We start from the raw sequence: 14804 nt of genomic DNA, 5'->3' as shown, positions 1-14804 counted from the left end.
CGGTTCAGCGCTTTGTCCGCGATCGGAAGCGGGCTGGTGCCGGTTCGGGCGAGGCGTTTATCCCGCTGCACTTTGCGGCAGGTGACGCACTGCAATTTGACTGGAGCGAAGAACGGGTTGTCCTGGGCAGTGCCAAGCAGAAAGTGAAGGTTGCCCATTTTCCGCCTGTGCCACAGCCGCAAGCCCTCTGTCGTGGCCTGTCCCGGCGAAGCCCAGGAGATGGTTCTGGCAGGCGTTGTCTTTCTATGGCGGGGTTCCACGCCGGGTGATCATCGACAGCCCCAAGACTGACCTATGTCTCGCGCTCGAAGGACCGGAGATTCCACTCCCGGTTCCTGGCCTTGATGAACCATTACGTGATGGAGCCGGTTGCCTGCACCCCGGCTGCGGGCTGGGAGAAGGGACAGGTCGAACCGTTCTGCACAGGTTAGTTCACCGAGGAGGCGCACAACCTCATTCTGGTGGGGAACCGGCACCGGCAAACCCCATATCGCCATCGCGCTTGGAACCACCCTGATCAATAACGGCAAGAAGGCGCGCTTCTTCAATGCTGTCGATCTGATCAGCAAGCTCTATGAGAAGATCAGCGCCATCATCATCACCAATCTGGAGCTTGGAGAGTGGGTCTCGGTCTTCGGCGATGCCAAGATGACAACCGCGCCGCTGCATCGTGTCACACATCATTGTGCCATCATCGAAACGGGCAACACATCATACCGGTTCTCCCAAAGCAAACGACCCAGACGGACTCGCTATATGAGAGCGGCCCGACTGGGGGCTTTGCGCCACATAGGGTGGGTCATATTAAACGCTGAAACCGGGTCGCTTTTGAACGTTCATTGACAAGTTCGACATTCATCACGTTGAACCAGATATCCCATGTCCCAAAGAGGCGTTCAACCTTGTCACTTCGAGGCGCGCCTCTTCCCCAATATCAATGAAATCGCCAGATCCGCGACTTTTCGATAGGGCGGGCGCAAGAGGCCCGGCAAATTCCACCTCGCTTGGATGAAAACGCCCTTCGCATGGCTCATGGAGCGGAATCCCTCGATGCCGTGATAGGCGCCCATGCCGCTCGGCCCGACGCCGCCGAACGGCAGATCATCAATCGCCACATGCAGGAGCGTGTTGTTGATGCCGACATTTCCGGAAGTCGTCCGCTTCAACAGCTTCGCGCAGTCGGCGTTACGCTCCCCAAAATAGTAGAGCGCCAGTGGCCGAGGGCGCGCGTTGATGTAGGCAATCGCCTCGTCCATGGTTTGGTAGGTCCGCACGGGCAGGATCGGACCGAAAATTTCTTCGGTCATTACCCCCGTGTTGTCGTCCGCACCGATCACCAGCGTCGGCACTATGGTGTACGGTCGTTTCGGGGCTCGATTTGGACCTACACCGATTTCAATGAGCCGCGCCCCGCGCGTCCGGGCGTCATCAAGCAGGCGGTGCAGACGCTCGAAGTGCCGCTCATTGATGATCGACGCATAGTCCCTGTTATCGGGACCGCCCGGATACAGGTGTGCAGCAGCGTCACTGAAAGCTGCAATGAAAGCATCGAGGTCGTTTGCATGAACCAGCGCATAGTCCGGCGCGACGCAGGTCTGGCCTCCGTTTGCAAGCTTGCCGAAAGCTACACTTGAGACTGTCTGTCGGTTCACGGCTCCTCGCGCGATAACCGCAGGGCTTTTGCCTCCGAGTTCAAGCGTGAGGGGAACCAGATTCTCGCTCGCGGCCCGCATCACCTTGCGCCCGACCTGCGTGCTGCCCGTGAAGAGGATGTGATCGAACGCCAGTTCGCTGAAGGCCGCGCCGACTTCAGCGCCGCCCAGGACCACCGCAACATCCTCCGGTGCAAACACGGCGGCGAGCATCCGGCCGATGACCTCGCCGGTTCGCGGCGTCAGTTCGGACGGCTTGATCATGGCGCGATTGCCTGCGGCCAGTGCCGTTATCAGGGGCACCATGACGAGGGAGAACGGATAGTTCCAGGGCGCCATGATGCCGATCACGCCCTTGGGCTGAAGTTCGACATAGGCGCGTCCGAACCGATAGGGCAACGCCACATGCCTGCGTTCCGGTTTCATGAAACGGCGCAGCTTCTTGCGGTAATAGTCGATCGCCTGTATTACCGGGACGACCTCCATGATCTCGGTCTCGTAGCGCGAGCGACTGCCGAAATCCGCGTTGATCGCGTCCGCCAGTTCACTCCGCTGCGCCAGCACCGCAGCGCGCAATCGTGCAAGATTGTCCTTGCGTTGGCGCGCGTCCGGCGGCCCGTTGGCCAAAAAGGCAGCTCGCTGTCGATCGAGAATGGCTGATAGCTCGTGCTGTCCCGCAAAGCTCTCGAAATTGCCGGGGCGGTCCGCGGGAAGCGGATCAGTCTTTGCGCTCATTTGCGAATGAACCTCAAAAGGTCTGCGTTCACGACATCGGCATTGACCGTCAGCATTCCGTGCGAAAAACCGGGATAGATGATCAGCTCGCTGTTCTGCAGCAGCTTGTCCTGCATGATGGCCGCCGCCTTGTAAGGCACGACCTGGTCGTCATCGCCCTGCATGACCAGCGTCGGCACGGTGATCGCCTTCAAATCCTCGGCCTGGTCGGTTTCCGAGAAAGCCTTGATGCCTTCGTAATGCGCTTTGGCGCTGCCCATCATGCCCTGACGCCACCAGTTATTGATCACCCCTTCGGATGGCTCCGCCCCGGCGCGGTTGTAACCGTAGAAAGGCCCGGACGGCACATCGAGGAAGAACTGCGAGCGGTTGGCGGCAAGCGCGGCGCGAAATCCGTCGAACACTTCGACAGGGGTGCCTTCGGGATTGGCGTCGGTCTTCACCATCAGCGGCGGGACAGCACTGACCAGTACCGCCTTGACGACGCGCCCCTGAGGCTGGCCGTGCCGGGCGACGTAGCGCGCAACCTGCCCGCCGCCGGTGGAATGGCCGATGTGAATGGCGTTCCTGAGATCGAGATGCTCGACCACGGCCGAAGCATCGGCGGCATAGTGGTCCATGTCGTGGCCCTCGCTCACCTGCGCCGAACGGCCATGGCCGCGCCGGTCATGGGCGATGACACGGAAGCCCTCGTTCAGGAAGAACAGCATCTGGTTGTCCCAATCATCTGCACTGAGCGGCCAGCCATGGTGAAAATGGATGGGCTGCGCGTCCTTCGGGCCCCAGTCCTTGTAGAAAATCTCGACGCCGTCCTTTGTCGTTACGAAAGCCATGATGTGTTCTCCTTGATTGGGGGTTGTCGTTGTCGATGCAATGGTCAGCTTGCTTGAAACCGCCCCAGCGGGCGCGGCAGGTAGAGGACCATCTGGGCGTCCTTGACGACATCGAGCCTCAGGATCTTACCGACGCCCAGACCACGCAGAAGCTGGCTGATCGGACCATCGGCGAACGCCAGCTCGACACCCTTCGGGAATGTCGTCTGCGCAAGCTCAAGCGGATTGGAGACAAACTGGGTCTGAAGCCATTTGCCGTCCACCAGTCCGATCGACGTGTTTGTCGACAGGCTCGACTGCGAAGGTATCCGCCGCAGCTTGGGCACTGGCGCGGTCAGGCTGACATCCGGGCGCCCGTCTGTTGTCGCGATATGGGCACTGACACCGCCGGATGAGATATCGAGCTCGATCTTTGTCAGCCATTTCGGCAACTGGTAGCCATAGACACCGCGCACGCGCGCGATCTCCGTGTCGACCGGCAAGGCCAGAACGTGCGCGTGGAAGCTCTTGCGCTTCAATGAATCCAGCAGTTCCAGGGAATGCGGACCGCGCGCGTCCGGTCGGCGAACCACCACGGCAACGGATACCTCGTTATACGGATCGTTGTCACAGAGGGCGTAAGAGAAGAACGTCAGAGCTACAAGCCCGTAGCCGGGCAGGACCCGCAACGGCTCGAGTTCCCGCGGCAGGATGGCCCGCAGCTTCTTCATCGGGGCGAGCATCAAGGCCTGCACGTTGCTGGTCCGATAGTAGAAGTTGGGCGCCCATGTCGGCCCGATCCGGGACTCGACCATGGTTTTCGGGATGCGACGGAAGAAGTCGATGTTCCCGGCGGCGGGGTCCTTCGCGACTTCGTCCAGATCGGGGTTCGAGCGATAGCGGTCGTAATAACCGCCCGCGGGTACAAGCACCTTTTGGCCCGCGAACTCGACTTCGACGGTCGCTTTGTCCTTGTCTGATTTCATGATCTCAAGCTCCTTTCAGGGCAGGACGGGCCGATATCCACGCGCGATAGGCCCGGGTGGCGCGCTTGAGGTGCCGCTGCGAGACGATCAACGCCCAGATCGGGGAAATGTTCGGCGACGTGCGGCGACGATGGCTGAGGCGTCCCAACTGATAGCGGACCGCCGCCATGTGCGCGGCCGACGCGACCGGCTTGTTCTTCCAGGGGATCGGCTTCAGCGTGGGCGCCACGTCCTTCCCGGCCCGCCACTTGTTTGGCAGGTTCGGATCAATAGCCAAAGCCGTCGCGATACCCGCCATGGCAACACCGCTGTCCACTACCTGTTCGGCCACGGCATGGCGGCGAATACCGCCCGTCACCATCAGCGGCATTGGCGCAACCTCGGCAATTTCTCGCGCGAATTCAAGAAAATAGGCTTCACGAGCCAGAGTGCGTTCATCGCGCGCCGCACCCATCATCGCCGGCGCTTCGTAGCTGCCGCCTGACAGCTCGACCAGATCAACACCAAGCGGCGCGAGCATCTCCACGACCGCGCGCGCATCCTCGGGCGAAAAGCCGCCGCGCTGGAAGTCGGCGGAGTTGAGCTTGACCGCCACGGCGAAGTCCGGCGCACCCGCGGCGCGGATACCGCTCACGATTTCGAGCAGCAGCCGTGCGCGATTCTCGAGACTGCCGCCCCAGCGATCGGTGCGCCGGTTCGACAGCGGCGAGAGGAACTGGCTCAGCAGATAGCCATGCGCGGCGTGAACCTCGACACCGTCGAAACCCGCGCGCTCAGCCAGCATCGCCGTGGCAACGAAGCGCCGCGTGACGTCTTCGATATCGGCTTCGGTCATTTCGCGCGGCATCGGAAACCGCTTCGACTGTGCCCCGAGGTCGAGCGGAATGGGCGACGGCGCCAGCGTCTCCTGCCCCATACCGGCCGGCATCTGCCGTCCGGGGTGGTTGATCTGCATCCACACCTTGCCACCGCCTGATCGCGCGACGTCCGCCCAGTCACGGAAACGATCGAGCAGCCGATCATCTTCCAGCACCACGCCCGCGGGGCCGGTCATGGCACGCGCATCGACCATCACGTTACCGGTGATGATCAGCCCGGTGCCGCCCTGTGCCCAGGCACGGTAGAGTTCGATCAGTTCTGACGAGGGGCCATGGTCGACATCGGCCATGTTCTCTTCCATCACCGCCTTGGCGATGCGGTTGGGAATCTCCTTGCCGTTGGGCAGGGTGAGCGGGGAAAACAGGGTCATCGGACATCTCCGGATTCTTCGATTTGACCCACCATAACCTTTAAGCTAAGTTTAGGGTCAAGCGGGAAATCGAGGCATTCGGTCAAGGGGATCGGCGGACATGAAGATAGGTGAGCTTGCCAAGCGCAGCGGACAGACGCAGTCGCGCATACGCTTCTACGAGCGGATCGGGCTGCTCAAGTTGGTCGACAGGCGCTCCAACGGATACCGAACGTATCCGCCCGAGGCACTGGTGGTCCTCAACCTGATCGACACCGCGCAGAGTGCAGGCTTCACTCTCGACGAAATACGACAGATGGTTCCGTCCGACCTCGATGAGTGGAAGCACGACGGCCTGCTCGATGCGCTGCGCGCCAAGGTGGCCGAAATCGCCGCACTCGAAGCGAAGCTGAAAAACAGCAAGGCGCAGATCAAGCGCCTGATTGCCGAGATCGAAGCCAAACCCGACGACATGGACTGCAAGGACAACGCACGCCGCATCATGGCGAACATGCTAGTGGAAACAACCCGCTGACCGGTGTCAGAGCAAGGCGGCGATCTGCTTCGCCGTCGCCTTGGCCGAGCCGGGATTCTCCGAAGTCTTGAGCTTCGCCTTCCGAATATATGATCCGCGTCCTGTGAAACGCCCTACACACGCATTCTCGCACCCATCGGTAGGACAGCCTGGCTCGGCGACCGGGTCGAGGTAGGAGGAGATCCTGCGCAGTTCTTCCCAGATGGCGTGGTTGCTTTTGATCGGCGCGGATTTCCGGCAAGTCTTGCAGAGCAGCTTCTGTCGGCCGTATTCCCGTCATCTCCATTCGCTCGGTAGTTATCCCGGCGTGAGGTTCCGTCTTTTCTAGGGCGGCCCTGATCGACCTGCGAGAGCGCTTCGACGCCGAAGTTCGGGCATCCGGGCGTCCGGCACACATTCACCTGTAGATCGCCTATGTGCCGGCGGGAGACGAAGGTCGCCGCCAGCATCTCTATATCTTGTGGCGTTCGATTTTCGACCCATTCCGCGGTCACGAAAATATCTTCGCGCGGAGACAAGCTCCGGGCAATGTGCTAACACATTGCCCGGTATCATATTTTAAGAGAACGTTCCAATATAGTTCTTACCGAGACCACTCTAAAGTGAACGGCTGGGCCGCCTCACCGAGTGGCACAATTTCTGCATGGCATAAAGGACAACTTCCCTGCCCTTACCGAGACTGATCCGAATTCGGCTAATACCAGCCGCGTCCGGTTTCCGGCCATCGATATCATACGAATGCCCCCGCGAGGGCGCCACCTCCGGAACCCGGCGGAAGGTTTCGGCGAACACCGCCTGTGATGCGGTCATTTCGCCCGTGCCATGTAAATACGGGCTTTGATCCGGCAAGGTTGACAGGCGTTTTTCCGCTCATGGGGAGTAGGCGATTCGGGCGAATCCGCCGCACTCGTGTAGTGTTCGAATCTGGAGCGACATCATCATGCAGATCAGCGCGATTCTACCAACTGCTTTCCGGAATGCCGACCGCTCATCGGTTGTCGATGCCTATATTGCCCTGCGCCCTAAACAGGCTATCCGAAAGGCCGCCAAGGGCCAGTGCGTCGTACAGGAATCGGGATACGCGGATTACTCCATGTTGCTACTGGACGGCTGGGTTGCCCTTTCCAAGACCATGCCCGAGGGCCGGGCCCAGATCATCGACGTAATGCTGCCGGGCGACTTCGCGCTGATCGGCGCCGAAATCGCCCCCGTCGCAGCCTTCACGGTCGAAGCGCTGACCAATGTCAGCTACATCGCCATACCGCTGGAGCACGTCAACGGCCCCGAGCCGGAACACGCCGCGCTGCGGGGGGTGCTGGCGGCGATGCTGGTGACGACGCAGGCACGTACCTCCGAGCTGTTGCTGCGCATGGGCCGGAGCAGCGGCGCCTGCCGCGTCGCCTATGCACTGCTGGAACTCTATGTCCGGCTGGAGCAGATCGGCATGGCGCAGAACGGTTGCTTTTACCTGCCGATGACCCAGCACAAGCTGGGTGAATTCGCCGGGCTGAGCAACGTACATGTGTGCCGCACCATGCGGCGATTCGAACGCGACGGGCTGATTGGCCATCTCGACAATCACGACATTTCCCTCAACGATCTGGATACCCTGAGCAAGCTCGCGGAAGTCGACCTTGCGCTGTTGCGCGAGGAGATCCTGCTGCGCAGACCGTGATAAATCGTTTCGGGAAATACCGAGGCCATCACACACCGCTTTTGCGTTCGAGCCGACGGCGAGAGGTATCGAAAAGCACTTCAGGATTTTACTGAAACGCAACAGGTTCAGCGCGTTTCGACCACCTCGCCCAGCGTCTGCCCCGCCAGTTCCTCGTCGGCGTCGTTGGCGATGTCACCCAGCGTGATCATACCGGCAACGGCGCCGGTGTCATCAACCACGACCAGTCGCCGGATCTGGAGATTGCCCATGCGATGCGCGGCCTCGCGCACCGTCTGATCTGGACGGCATGTTATGACATCGCGTGTCATAACCGCGGCGATGGGCTCATCCGAAGGGACATTCGGAAACCAGCGCGTCACGATATCCCGGTCGGTGACGATGCCGGTGACCTGCCCCGACTCGCAAATCACTATGGCGCCGATATCGCATTCCTTCATCAAGGCAGCCACGGCCCGAACAGAAGTCGCAGGGCCGACAGTGGTCACGGGGCAACGCATGATGGATTTGACAAGCATCTCCGGGCTCCACATCGGGTGCTGCCTGTCAGCATACCATCGCCTGCTCCACTGGCTTTGCCAGCGGTTAATGCAACCGCAGCAAAACGCATCACGGTTCGGTGCGGGTATCGTCATCGTCCTGCCGCCTGGCGGGCTGCGTCTTCAGCGCCTCGAAGCCGATGATGACATCCAGCAGTTCGGTGGTGACCTCGCTCTGACGCATCTGGCGCATCTCGCCAGCCAGTTCCGCGCGCCGGTCGTCGATCGCGCGTTCGGCCTGCTGCATACGGGCCAGGCGCGCAGCATTCTCGGTGACCAGCGCCTCGGCCGCCGCACCGTAGAGTTCGGCGAAAAGGAAGCTGCGGACAAGCGCCGCCAGAAGCCTGCCGGGCGGCAGGGAAAAATCCGGCAGGCTGCGCGACGCCCAGGGGCGCTGCGCCAGCGCCCCGGTCATGCCCGGGTCGAGCGGCAGCAGCCTGCGCGTCATGGGCGCCTGCCGGCCATGCTCGGCCCGCCGCATGAACACCAGCGACACGGTCATCCCCGCAGCCCCCTGCGCGCCCCGGATGTCGTCGAGCAGGGTGATCAGGCGCCCGGCCAGCCGGCCCAGCCCGTCGACATTCGCCGGCGGCAAAAGCACGGTTTCTGACGCGATACCCTGCCCCGCCAACGCGTCATCCATCTGCGCGCCGATACAGATCACCCGCGCCGGGGGATCGCCGGTGCCGCGCAGAACCTCGTCGGCCAGCACCTCGTTGTAGTTGCCGCACAGCCCGTGATCGGAACCAAAGGCAATCGTGATCCGGAGATCGCCGGCATCGGAGACTGCCGGCAGCGCCCCATGCGCGGCAATGAAGGCATGCAGCCCGTCGAGGACCGTGGCGCGATACGCCCCGATGGCGCGCGCGGCCTGTTCATAGGGGGCGGCGTTGATCGCCGACATCGCCTTCATCGTGCGCACGATGCCACGGATACTGCTCATGGTGTCGGTGCGGCGTCTGAGGCGTTCAAGCGTCTGCGTCATCGCCGTCTCCTTCCGCCGGGCCGATGGCGTGGCGCGCCTTGGCCAGCACGGTGGCGCGCAGCTCGTCGGTCAGCGGCTCGTCGGCCGCGATACATGCCGCAAGCCCGCCGTCATCCTCGGTGATGGCCTGGCGGACCCGTGTCATCGCGCGCAGCGCCCGAGCCTCGTCCAGCCCGTCCAGCAGGCCCTCCATCGCAGCCAACAGGATGGCGAGCTGTTCGGCGGCCGGCATCGGATCGCGCTCGGGCTGGCGCAGCGCGATGCGCATTGCTGCCCCACGGGCCAACCGCGCCCGCGTATCCTCGTCCAGCCGCGTGCCAAAGCGGGCGAAATCCTCCAACTCCTCGAATTGCGAAAGCGTGACACGCAGGTTGCCCGCAACCTCACGAAAGGCCCGCGCCTGCGCCTTACCGCCAACACGGCTGACCGACACCCCCAGGTCGACCGCCGGGAACTGGTTGCGCCGGACAAGCCGCGGCGAAAGGTAGATCTGCCCGTCGGTGATCGAGATCAGGTTGGTCGGGATATAGGCCGACAGGTTCTCGGCCTGTGTCTCGACCACCGGCAGCGCAGTGATCGAACCGCGCCCCTCGCCGAACTGGCCTGCGCGTTCCAGCAGCCGGGCGTGGATAAAGAAGATGTCGCCGGGAAATGCCTCGCGCCCCGGCGGGCGGCGCAGAAGCAGCGACAGCTCACGATAGGCGCGGGCGTGATGGGTCAGGTCGTCCAGCACCAGCAGCACGTCATGCCCCTTGGCGGCAAAGCTCTCCGCCATCGACATCGCGGCATAGGGCGCAATGTGGACGAGGCCGGGTACATCCTCGTCGCCCGCCGCCATGATGACCGTGCGCGCCATCATGCCGCCCTCACGGACCGCGCCGACGACCTTGGCGACCGCGTCGCCTCTCTGGCCAATGGCGCAATAGACGCAATGCACCCCGGTATCGCGCTGGTTGAGGATCGCATCGACCGCGATCGAAGTCTTGCCGGTCTGCCGATCGCCGATGATCAGCTCGCGCTGGCCCATCCCCACGGGCACCGCCGCATCCACCGCCCTGATCCCGGTGGCCAGCGGCCGCGACACCGCCCGCCGGTCGAGTATCCCTGGCGCCGGGCTTTCGATGGGCCGGTCATGAGGCGGATCGAGCGGCCCCTGTCCGTCGCGCGGCCGACCGGTCGCGTCGACGACCCGCCCCAGAAGCGCCGGGCCGACCGGCACGCCGATCACCCGGTGGGTGCGACGCACGCTTTCTCCGGGGGAAACCTTTTCGGTGGGGCCCAGCAGGACGACGCCCAGTCGCCCGGGCTCCAGATCGAACACGATGCCACGCACGCCAGATGCGAATGCCAGCACCTCGTCGGCCAGCGCCGAGGTCAGCCCTGTGACAATGGCGACACCGTCGGCCACTTCCTTCACCCGACCCATCTCGCTTACGCGCGGGGGCGGGGACGGGCTGTCCAAAAGCCTTTGGATCAGCCCGGCCACACTGGTTTCGGGGATGCTGTCAGCCGACATCACGGGATTCCCCGCCCGGCGCACCGTTCATCGACTCGTCCAGCATCGCTTCGAGGTCTTCTAGGTAGTCGCCGATCGTCCAGTCCACCTGCACGCTGCCCAGTGTCAGGCTCAGCCCCGGCGACCGCGCGGGATCGGTCTCGAAACTCAGGACGGCGCCGGGCGCCACCGCATCCAGCGCGTCGCGCAGACGGGCGCGGGCCTCCTCGGGCAGCGGATCGCGGGTCAGCGCCACCGCCTGCTTCGCGCTGCCACGCAGCCTGTCGGCCACCTCTGGCAAGCGCGCAGCGGCACGGGCCACGATGCGCCGTTCAAGCGTTTCATCCGCCAGGTCGGTCAGCGCCTTGCGCGTGAGCGACAAAAGCGCCTCGGCCGCCGATTTCTGCAGCTCGGCGCGAAAGGCGCGGGCATCCTCGGTGCGCTGCACCGCGCGCTCGGCCTGTTCGTGGTCCATCTGCCTGCGAGCCTCGGTCAGCATCTCGTGGCGTTCCTTCTCGGCCTCCTGCCGCGCCGCCTCCAGCGTTTCGGCACGGCTGGCCTGCAAGGCCTCGATCCGCTCCTCGTACTCGGCCTTCTGCTGTTGCGCCGCTGCCTCAATCTGCGCCGCCTCGCCCATGCGCGCGGTGATCTCGGCCTCGCGCGCGTCGATCCCGTCGAGGATGGGCCGGTACAGGAACCGCTTGAGCAGCCAGACGAGGACCAGGAAATTGACGATCTGCGCGCCGACCGTGATCCAGTCGATCGACACGGCGTCAGCCCCCTGCCCCTTGCGTCGCCGCTTCGAGCGCAGCGTTCCAGAACGGGTTGGCGAAGATCAGGATCATGGCGACGACGAAACAGTAGATCGCCGTCGATTCGATCATGGCAAGGCTGACGAACAGCGTCCGCGACAGGGTCGGGGCGGCATCGGGCTGCTGTGCGATGGCGCTGAGCGCGGTCGCGGCGGCGCGCCCTTCGCCCAGGGCAGGCCCCAGGGCGCCGAAGGACACGGTTAGCCCGGCGGTGAAGATCGAGATGAAGGCGATGATGGAGAGGTCGCTCATGACATGTCCTTTTTGTCCTGGTGGGCATCGGGTGCAGCCGTGGCCGTGGCAATGTAGACGGTTGCAAGGATGGCGAAAATATAGGCCTGGATGACGCCGGTCAGCAGGCCCAGCATATCCATGACGACCGGAAAGAAGAACGGCGCGATGGACAGCAGGATGGCGGCGATCACGGCACCGCTCATGATGTTGCCGTAAAGCCGGATGGCCAGCGATATGCCGCGCGACACCTCGCTTATGACGTTGAAGGGCAGCATGACGACCGAAGGCTCGACATAGGTTTTCAGATAACCGCCAAGGCCGCGGCTGCCGATCCCGAAGACCGGCACAGCCACCAGAACCGAGATCGCCAGCGCCGCCGTTGTCGACAGCGACGCGGTCGGCGTGTCGAAGCCGGGCACCACCGTCAGCAGGTTCGCGGTCACGATGAACAGGAACAGCGTGCCCACGAAATAGAGGATGCGCGGATCGCGCCGCTGCGTCACCTCGGAAATCTGGCCGACGATCCCGCCCACCATGACCTCGAGCGCGGTGCGCCAGCGGTTCGGCGGCACGTCCGGGCGCAGGTTGCGGGTGATCAGGGCCGACACCCCGGTAAGCAGCGCCATGATGATCCAGGTGTTGACGATCGTGGCATTCAGCCCGATGCCGAAGACGGTAACGAGGATCGTGTCGTCGGGCGTCAGTTGCATGACGGCGCCCCGCGCGCATCTGCAGAACGCACCACCGCCAGAACCAGCGTTCGCATCATGACAAAGCCCAGCGCGAACCCGGCCAGCGCCTGCGCCCCCAGCCCCGCGATCCACCAGCCCAGCCCGAGCACCGCGGCAATGCGCAGCGCGGCGCTGAGAAACAGCATCGGCGCGGGCCGCGCCCGGCGCAGGGCAAGCCGGATGCCGGCCGCCAGACCGGCCAGGAACAGGCCCGCCGCCGCGGCCCCGGCCAGCAGGCCGGGCACCAGCAATGTCCAGTCAAGAACGATCATTTCCATCTCCTTCCTTTCGAATCCAGCCCCAGGCGATGAACGCACCCAGGACCACACCACCAAGCAAAAGCGCCAGCGTCCAGGAAAACGCCTGCGGCACCACCCGGTCCAGCCACAACCCCAGCAGTGCACCGCCCACCGTCGGCACGGCGACGGACCATCCGATCATACCGAACGTGCCGAAGCCGCGCAGCGGGCTGGGGCCGGGATTGTCGCGCGCCGCCTTCATCCGGCCTGCACGACGGCCGATCTCGCTGGCGGAACGGTCGTCCTCGTCGCTCATGGCGGCATCTTTCTCAGGCTGGCAAAGCGACGCACCATGTCGGCCTCGAGCCGCGAAAGCGCGGCGCGCGCCACGCGTTCCTCATCCTCGAGTCGGGCAAAACTGCTGGCCACGCGGTCGCGCAGGCTGTCGAGATCGGCACTTTCGATCCCGCGCCGCGCGGCGATCTCCACGGTATGCCCCTTCTTGACCAGCAGCCCCTCGTCGATGCCGAAGAACCGCTCCCGCCCGTCCGGCTGCGTCAACAGGACGACCGAGGGCACAAGGGCCGTGACGAAATCGACATGGTTGGGCAGAATGCCAAAGGCGCCATCCTCGGCCTCGGCCCGCAGGCGCGCGGCAGCACCTTCGAACAGCAACTTCGAGGGCAGGCGCAGATAGACCTGCATATCGGGCGCCATGCTCATGCCGTGACCTCCGCAAGCTCTTTCAGTCCGCCGATCATGTAATAGGCGCTTTCGGGGCGGTCGAAGCGGGTCTCAGAGAGGATCGCCTCGCAGCCATCCAGCGTTTCGGCGATAGGAACCAGCCTGCCCGTCGTCCCGGCCGCGGCACCGACGGTAAAGAAGGGCTGGGTCAGGAACCGCTCCAGCCGCCGGGCGCGGGCGACGACGGCGCGGTCATGCGCCGACAGTTCCTCGATCCCCAGCATGGCGATGATGTCGCGCAGATCCTCGTATTCCGCGAGCGTCCGGCGCACCGCGCGGGCGATGTCGTAATGGCGCTGCCCCACCACGTTCGGCGTCAGCATGACCGAGGCCGAGGCCAGCGGATCGACCGCCGGGTACAGCCCCTCGCTCGCACGCTTGCGCGACAGCACGACCGAGGCCGAGAGATGCGAAAAGATATGCGCCGCCGCAGGGTCGGTAAAATCGTCGGCCGGAACATAGACCGCCTGGATCGAGGTGATCGCGCCCCTGCGGGTCGAGGCGATGCGCTCCTCCAGCTCCGCCAGTTCGGTCGCCAGCGTCGGCTGGTATCCCACGCGGCTGGGCATCCGGCCCAGCAGCCCGGACAGTTCTGACCCCGCCTGCACGAAGCGGAAGATGTTGTCGATCAGCACCAGCACGTCCTGCCCGCGCGTATCGCGGAAATACTCGGCCATCGTCAGGGCGGACTTGCCGACGAGAAATCGCACGCCCGGCGCCTCGTTCATCTGGCCGAACAGCATCACCATCCTGTCGCGCACGCCCGCCTCGCCCATCTCGCGCCAGAGTTCCTCGGCCTCGCGCGAGCGTTCGCCGATGCCGCAGAACAGGCTGACGCCGTGGTGATGCTCGACCGTATTGTGGATCAGTTCGCTCAGCAGAACCGTCTTGCCCACGCCCGCGCCGCCGAAAAGCCCGGTCTTGCCGCCGCGCTCGATGGGCGAAAGCAGGTCGATCGCCTTGATCCCGGTCTCAAGCACACTGGCGCGCAGCACCCGGTCGGACAGATGCGGGGGTGCCGCGTGAATCTGGCGGTGGTCCTCGGCCTCGGGCGCGGGCAGGCCATCGAGGGGCGCGCCGAACATGTCGAGCATCCGGCCAAGCACCGCCTCGCCCACCGGAACCATGATTTCGGCGCCGGTATCGGTAACCGGGGTGCCCAGCGCCAGCCCGCCGACACTGCCCAGCGCGATGCAGCGCACGGTGCCGTCGCCCACCACCGAGGCGACCTCCATTGGCACACCGCCGGCAAGGACAAGGCTGTCGATGCGCGGAACGTGGCCGGCAAAGGCCACGTCCACGATCCCGCCGCGGATCGCAACGATCGACCCGCTGGCCTGCCCGGCATCCGGGGCGTCCGTATCCGGCGCTACGTCCTGCATGGGCGATCCACTGAGCGACG

The 14804-nt window shown here is 64.2% G+C and carries 16 protein-coding genes and 1 pseudogene; 3 read left to right on the top strand and 14 right to left on the bottom strand.

Going from position 1 to position 14804, the window contains the following annotated elements; translation table 11 throughout:
* Positions 1–465: 465 nt before the first annotated feature.
* A pseudogene (locus BUB53_RS22835) lies at positions 466–723 on the top strand (ATP-binding protein); the annotation flags it as partial.
* A 182-nt stretch (positions 724–905) separates the two neighbouring features.
* On the opposite strand, the gene BUB53_RS17290 reads toward BUB53_RS22835, so the two are convergent.
* From BUB53_RS17290 to BUB53_RS17275, 4 genes are read right to left on the bottom strand one after another with little or no spacing between them, the layout of a single operon-like run.
* Positions 906–2387, bottom strand: a complete 1482-nt coding sequence (locus BUB53_RS17290; protein ID WP_073036372.1) for a coniferyl aldehyde dehydrogenase — start codon at positions 2385–2387, stop codon at positions 906–908.
* Positions 2384–3220: an alpha/beta fold hydrolase gene (locus tag BUB53_RS17285; protein WP_073036370.1), complete on the bottom strand. Its 837-nt coding sequence runs from the start codon at positions 3218–3220 to the stop codon at positions 2384–2386. Before BUB53_RS17285 ends, BUB53_RS17290 begins: the two co-directional genes overlap by 4 nt.
* Before the next feature lie 44 nt (positions 3221–3264).
* The gene (locus tag BUB53_RS17280) at positions 3265–4185 is read right to left on the bottom strand and encodes an acetoacetate decarboxylase family protein (protein ID WP_073036368.1); all 921 of its coding nucleotides are present in this window, start codon (positions 4183–4185) and stop codon (positions 3265–3267) included.
* 4 nt (positions 4186–4189) lie between these two features.
* Positions 4190–5434 (bottom strand): NADH:flavin oxidoreductase/NADH oxidase family protein, encoded by a 1245-nt coding sequence (locus BUB53_RS17275; RefSeq protein ID WP_073036366.1) that lies wholly within the window; start codon positions 5432–5434, stop codon positions 4190–4192.
* A gap of 100 nt (positions 5435–5534) precedes the next feature.
* On the opposite strand from BUB53_RS17275, the gene BUB53_RS17270 reads away from it, so the two are divergent.
* Positions 5535–5948: a MerR family transcriptional regulator gene (locus BUB53_RS17270; RefSeq protein ID WP_073036364.1), complete on the top strand. Its 414-nt coding sequence runs from the start codon at positions 5535–5537 to the stop codon at positions 5946–5948.
* A 940-nt stretch (positions 5949–6888) separates the two neighbouring features.
* A complete protein-coding gene (locus tag BUB53_RS17265; RefSeq protein WP_073036362.1) occupies positions 6889–7623 on the top strand; it encodes a Crp/Fnr family transcriptional regulator in 735 nt (244 codons plus the stop codon).
* A gap of 107 nt (positions 7624–7730) precedes the next feature.
* Here the strand turns inward: BUB53_RS17265 and BUB53_RS17260 are convergent, their stop codons facing one another.
* From BUB53_RS17260 to atpD, 10 genes are all read right to left on the bottom strand, one after another.
* Positions 7731–8141, bottom strand: coding sequence for a CBS domain-containing protein (locus tag BUB53_RS17260; RefSeq protein ID WP_073036401.1), 411 nt, complete (start codon positions 8139–8141; stop codon positions 7731–7733).
* Positions 8142–8232: 91 nt separating this feature from the next.
* Positions 8233–9147: a F0F1 ATP synthase subunit gamma gene (locus tag BUB53_RS17255; RefSeq protein WP_073036360.1), complete on the bottom strand. Its 915-nt coding sequence runs from the start codon at positions 9145–9147 to the stop codon at positions 8233–8235.
* Positions 9131–10663 (bottom strand): F0F1 ATP synthase subunit alpha, encoded by a 1533-nt coding sequence (locus BUB53_RS17250; protein WP_073036358.1) that lies wholly within the window; start codon positions 10661–10663, stop codon positions 9131–9133. Before BUB53_RS17250 ends, BUB53_RS17255 begins: the two co-directional genes overlap by 17 nt.
* Positions 10653–11411, bottom strand: a complete 759-nt coding sequence (locus BUB53_RS17245) for a F0F1 ATP synthase subunit B family protein (RefSeq protein ID WP_073036356.1) — start codon at positions 11409–11411, stop codon at positions 10653–10655. The genes BUB53_RS17250 and BUB53_RS17245 overlap by 11 nt, the downstream gene beginning before the upstream one ends.
* 4 nt (positions 11412–11415) lie before the next feature.
* Positions 11416–11706, bottom strand: a complete 291-nt coding sequence (locus BUB53_RS17240; RefSeq protein ID WP_073036354.1) for a F0F1 ATP synthase subunit C — start codon at positions 11704–11706, stop codon at positions 11416–11418.
* Positions 11703–12398, bottom strand: a complete 696-nt coding sequence (locus tag BUB53_RS17235) for a F0F1 ATP synthase subunit A (RefSeq protein WP_073036351.1) — start codon at positions 12396–12398, stop codon at positions 11703–11705. Before BUB53_RS17235 ends, BUB53_RS17240 begins: the two co-directional genes overlap by 4 nt.
* Positions 12389–12691 carry an N-ATPase subunit AtpR gene (locus tag BUB53_RS17230; protein WP_159437859.1) on the bottom strand — a complete coding sequence of 101 codons (303 nt, stop codon included), beginning with the start codon at positions 12689–12691 and terminating at the stop codon, positions 12389–12391. Before BUB53_RS17230 ends, BUB53_RS17235 begins: the two co-directional genes overlap by 10 nt.
* A complete protein-coding gene (locus BUB53_RS17225) occupies positions 12678–12974 on the bottom strand; it encodes an AtpZ/AtpI family protein (protein WP_073036399.1) in 297 nt (98 codons plus the stop codon). The genes BUB53_RS17230 and BUB53_RS17225 overlap by 14 nt, the downstream gene beginning before the upstream one ends.
* The gene (locus BUB53_RS17220) at positions 12971–13381 is read right to left on the bottom strand and encodes an ATPase (RefSeq protein ID WP_073036347.1); all 411 of its coding nucleotides are present in this window, start codon (positions 13379–13381) and stop codon (positions 12971–12973) included. The genes BUB53_RS17225 and BUB53_RS17220 overlap by 4 nt, the downstream gene beginning before the upstream one ends.
* On the bottom strand, positions 13378–14784 hold the full coding sequence (gene atpD / locus BUB53_RS17215; RefSeq protein WP_073036345.1) for a F0F1 ATP synthase subunit beta: 1407 nt from the start codon (positions 14782–14784) through the stop codon (positions 13378–13380). Before atpD ends, BUB53_RS17220 begins: the two co-directional genes overlap by 4 nt.
* Positions 14785–14804: the final 20 nt, after the last annotated feature.

Origin of the sequence: Roseovarius pacificus (genome assembly GCF_900142665.1) — a bacterium.
Taxonomy (GTDB): domain Bacteria; phylum Pseudomonadota; class Alphaproteobacteria; order Rhodobacterales; family Rhodobacteraceae; genus Roseovarius; species Roseovarius pacificus.
The sequence above is the reverse complement of the archived record's forward strand: the minus strand, read 5'-3'. Positions and strand labels throughout refer to the sequence as shown.

What these genes read in the sequence shown, in the direction of transcription:
- BUB53_RS17240 (WP_073036354.1), bottom strand. Translation starts at nt 11,706, where the DNA reads ATGAGCGACCTCTCCATCATCGCCTTCATCTCGATCTTCACCGCCGGG.
- BUB53_RS17255 (WP_073036360.1), bottom strand. Translation starts at nt 9,147, where the DNA reads ATGACGCAGACGCTTGAACGCCTCAGACGCCGCACCGACACCATGAGC.
- BUB53_RS17225 (WP_073036399.1), bottom strand. Translation starts at nt 12,974, where the DNA reads ATGAGCGACGAGGACGACCGTTCCGCCAGCGAGATCGGCCGTCGTGCA.
- BUB53_RS17290 (WP_073036372.1), bottom strand. Translation starts at nt 2,387, where the DNA reads ATGAGCGCAAAGACTGATCCGCTTCCCGCGGACCGCCCCGGCAATTTC.
- BUB53_RS17250 (WP_073036358.1), bottom strand. Translation starts at nt 10,663, where the DNA reads ATGTCGGCTGACAGCATCCCCGAAACCAGTGTGGCCGGGCTGATCCAA.
- BUB53_RS17280 (WP_073036368.1), bottom strand. Translation starts at nt 4,185, where the DNA reads ATGAAATCAGACAAGGACAAAGCGACCGTCGAAGTCGAGTTCGCGGGC.
- BUB53_RS17275 (WP_073036366.1), bottom strand. Translation starts at nt 5,434, where the DNA reads ATGACCCTGTTTTCCCCGCTCACCCTGCCCAACGGCAAGGAGATTCCC.
- BUB53_RS17230 (WP_159437859.1), bottom strand. Translation starts at nt 12,691, where the DNA reads ATGATCGTTCTTGACTGGACATTGCTGGTGCCCGGCCTGCTGGCCGGG.
- atpD (WP_073036345.1), bottom strand. Translation starts at nt 14,784, where the DNA reads ATGCAGGACGTAGCGCCGGATACGGACGCCCCGGATGCCGGGCAGGCC.
- BUB53_RS17260 (WP_073036401.1), bottom strand. Translation starts at nt 8,141, where the DNA reads ATGCTTGTCAAATCCATCATGCGTTGCCCCGTGACCACTGTCGGCCCT.
- BUB53_RS17220 (WP_073036347.1), bottom strand. Translation starts at nt 13,381, where the DNA reads ATGAGCATGGCGCCCGATATGCAGGTCTATCTGCGCCTGCCCTCGAAG.
- BUB53_RS17265 (WP_073036362.1), top strand. Translation starts at nt 6,889, where the DNA reads ATGCAGATCAGCGCGATTCTACCAACTGCTTTCCGGAATGCCGACCGC.
- BUB53_RS17270 (WP_073036364.1), top strand. Translation starts at nt 5,535, where the DNA reads ATGAAGATAGGTGAGCTTGCCAAGCGCAGCGGACAGACGCAGTCGCGC.
- BUB53_RS17235 (WP_073036351.1), bottom strand. Translation starts at nt 12,398, where the DNA reads ATGCAACTGACGCCCGACGACACGATCCTCGTTACCGTCTTCGGCATC.
- BUB53_RS17285 (WP_073036370.1), bottom strand. Translation starts at nt 3,220, where the DNA reads ATGGCTTTCGTAACGACAAAGGACGGCGTCGAGATTTTCTACAAGGAC.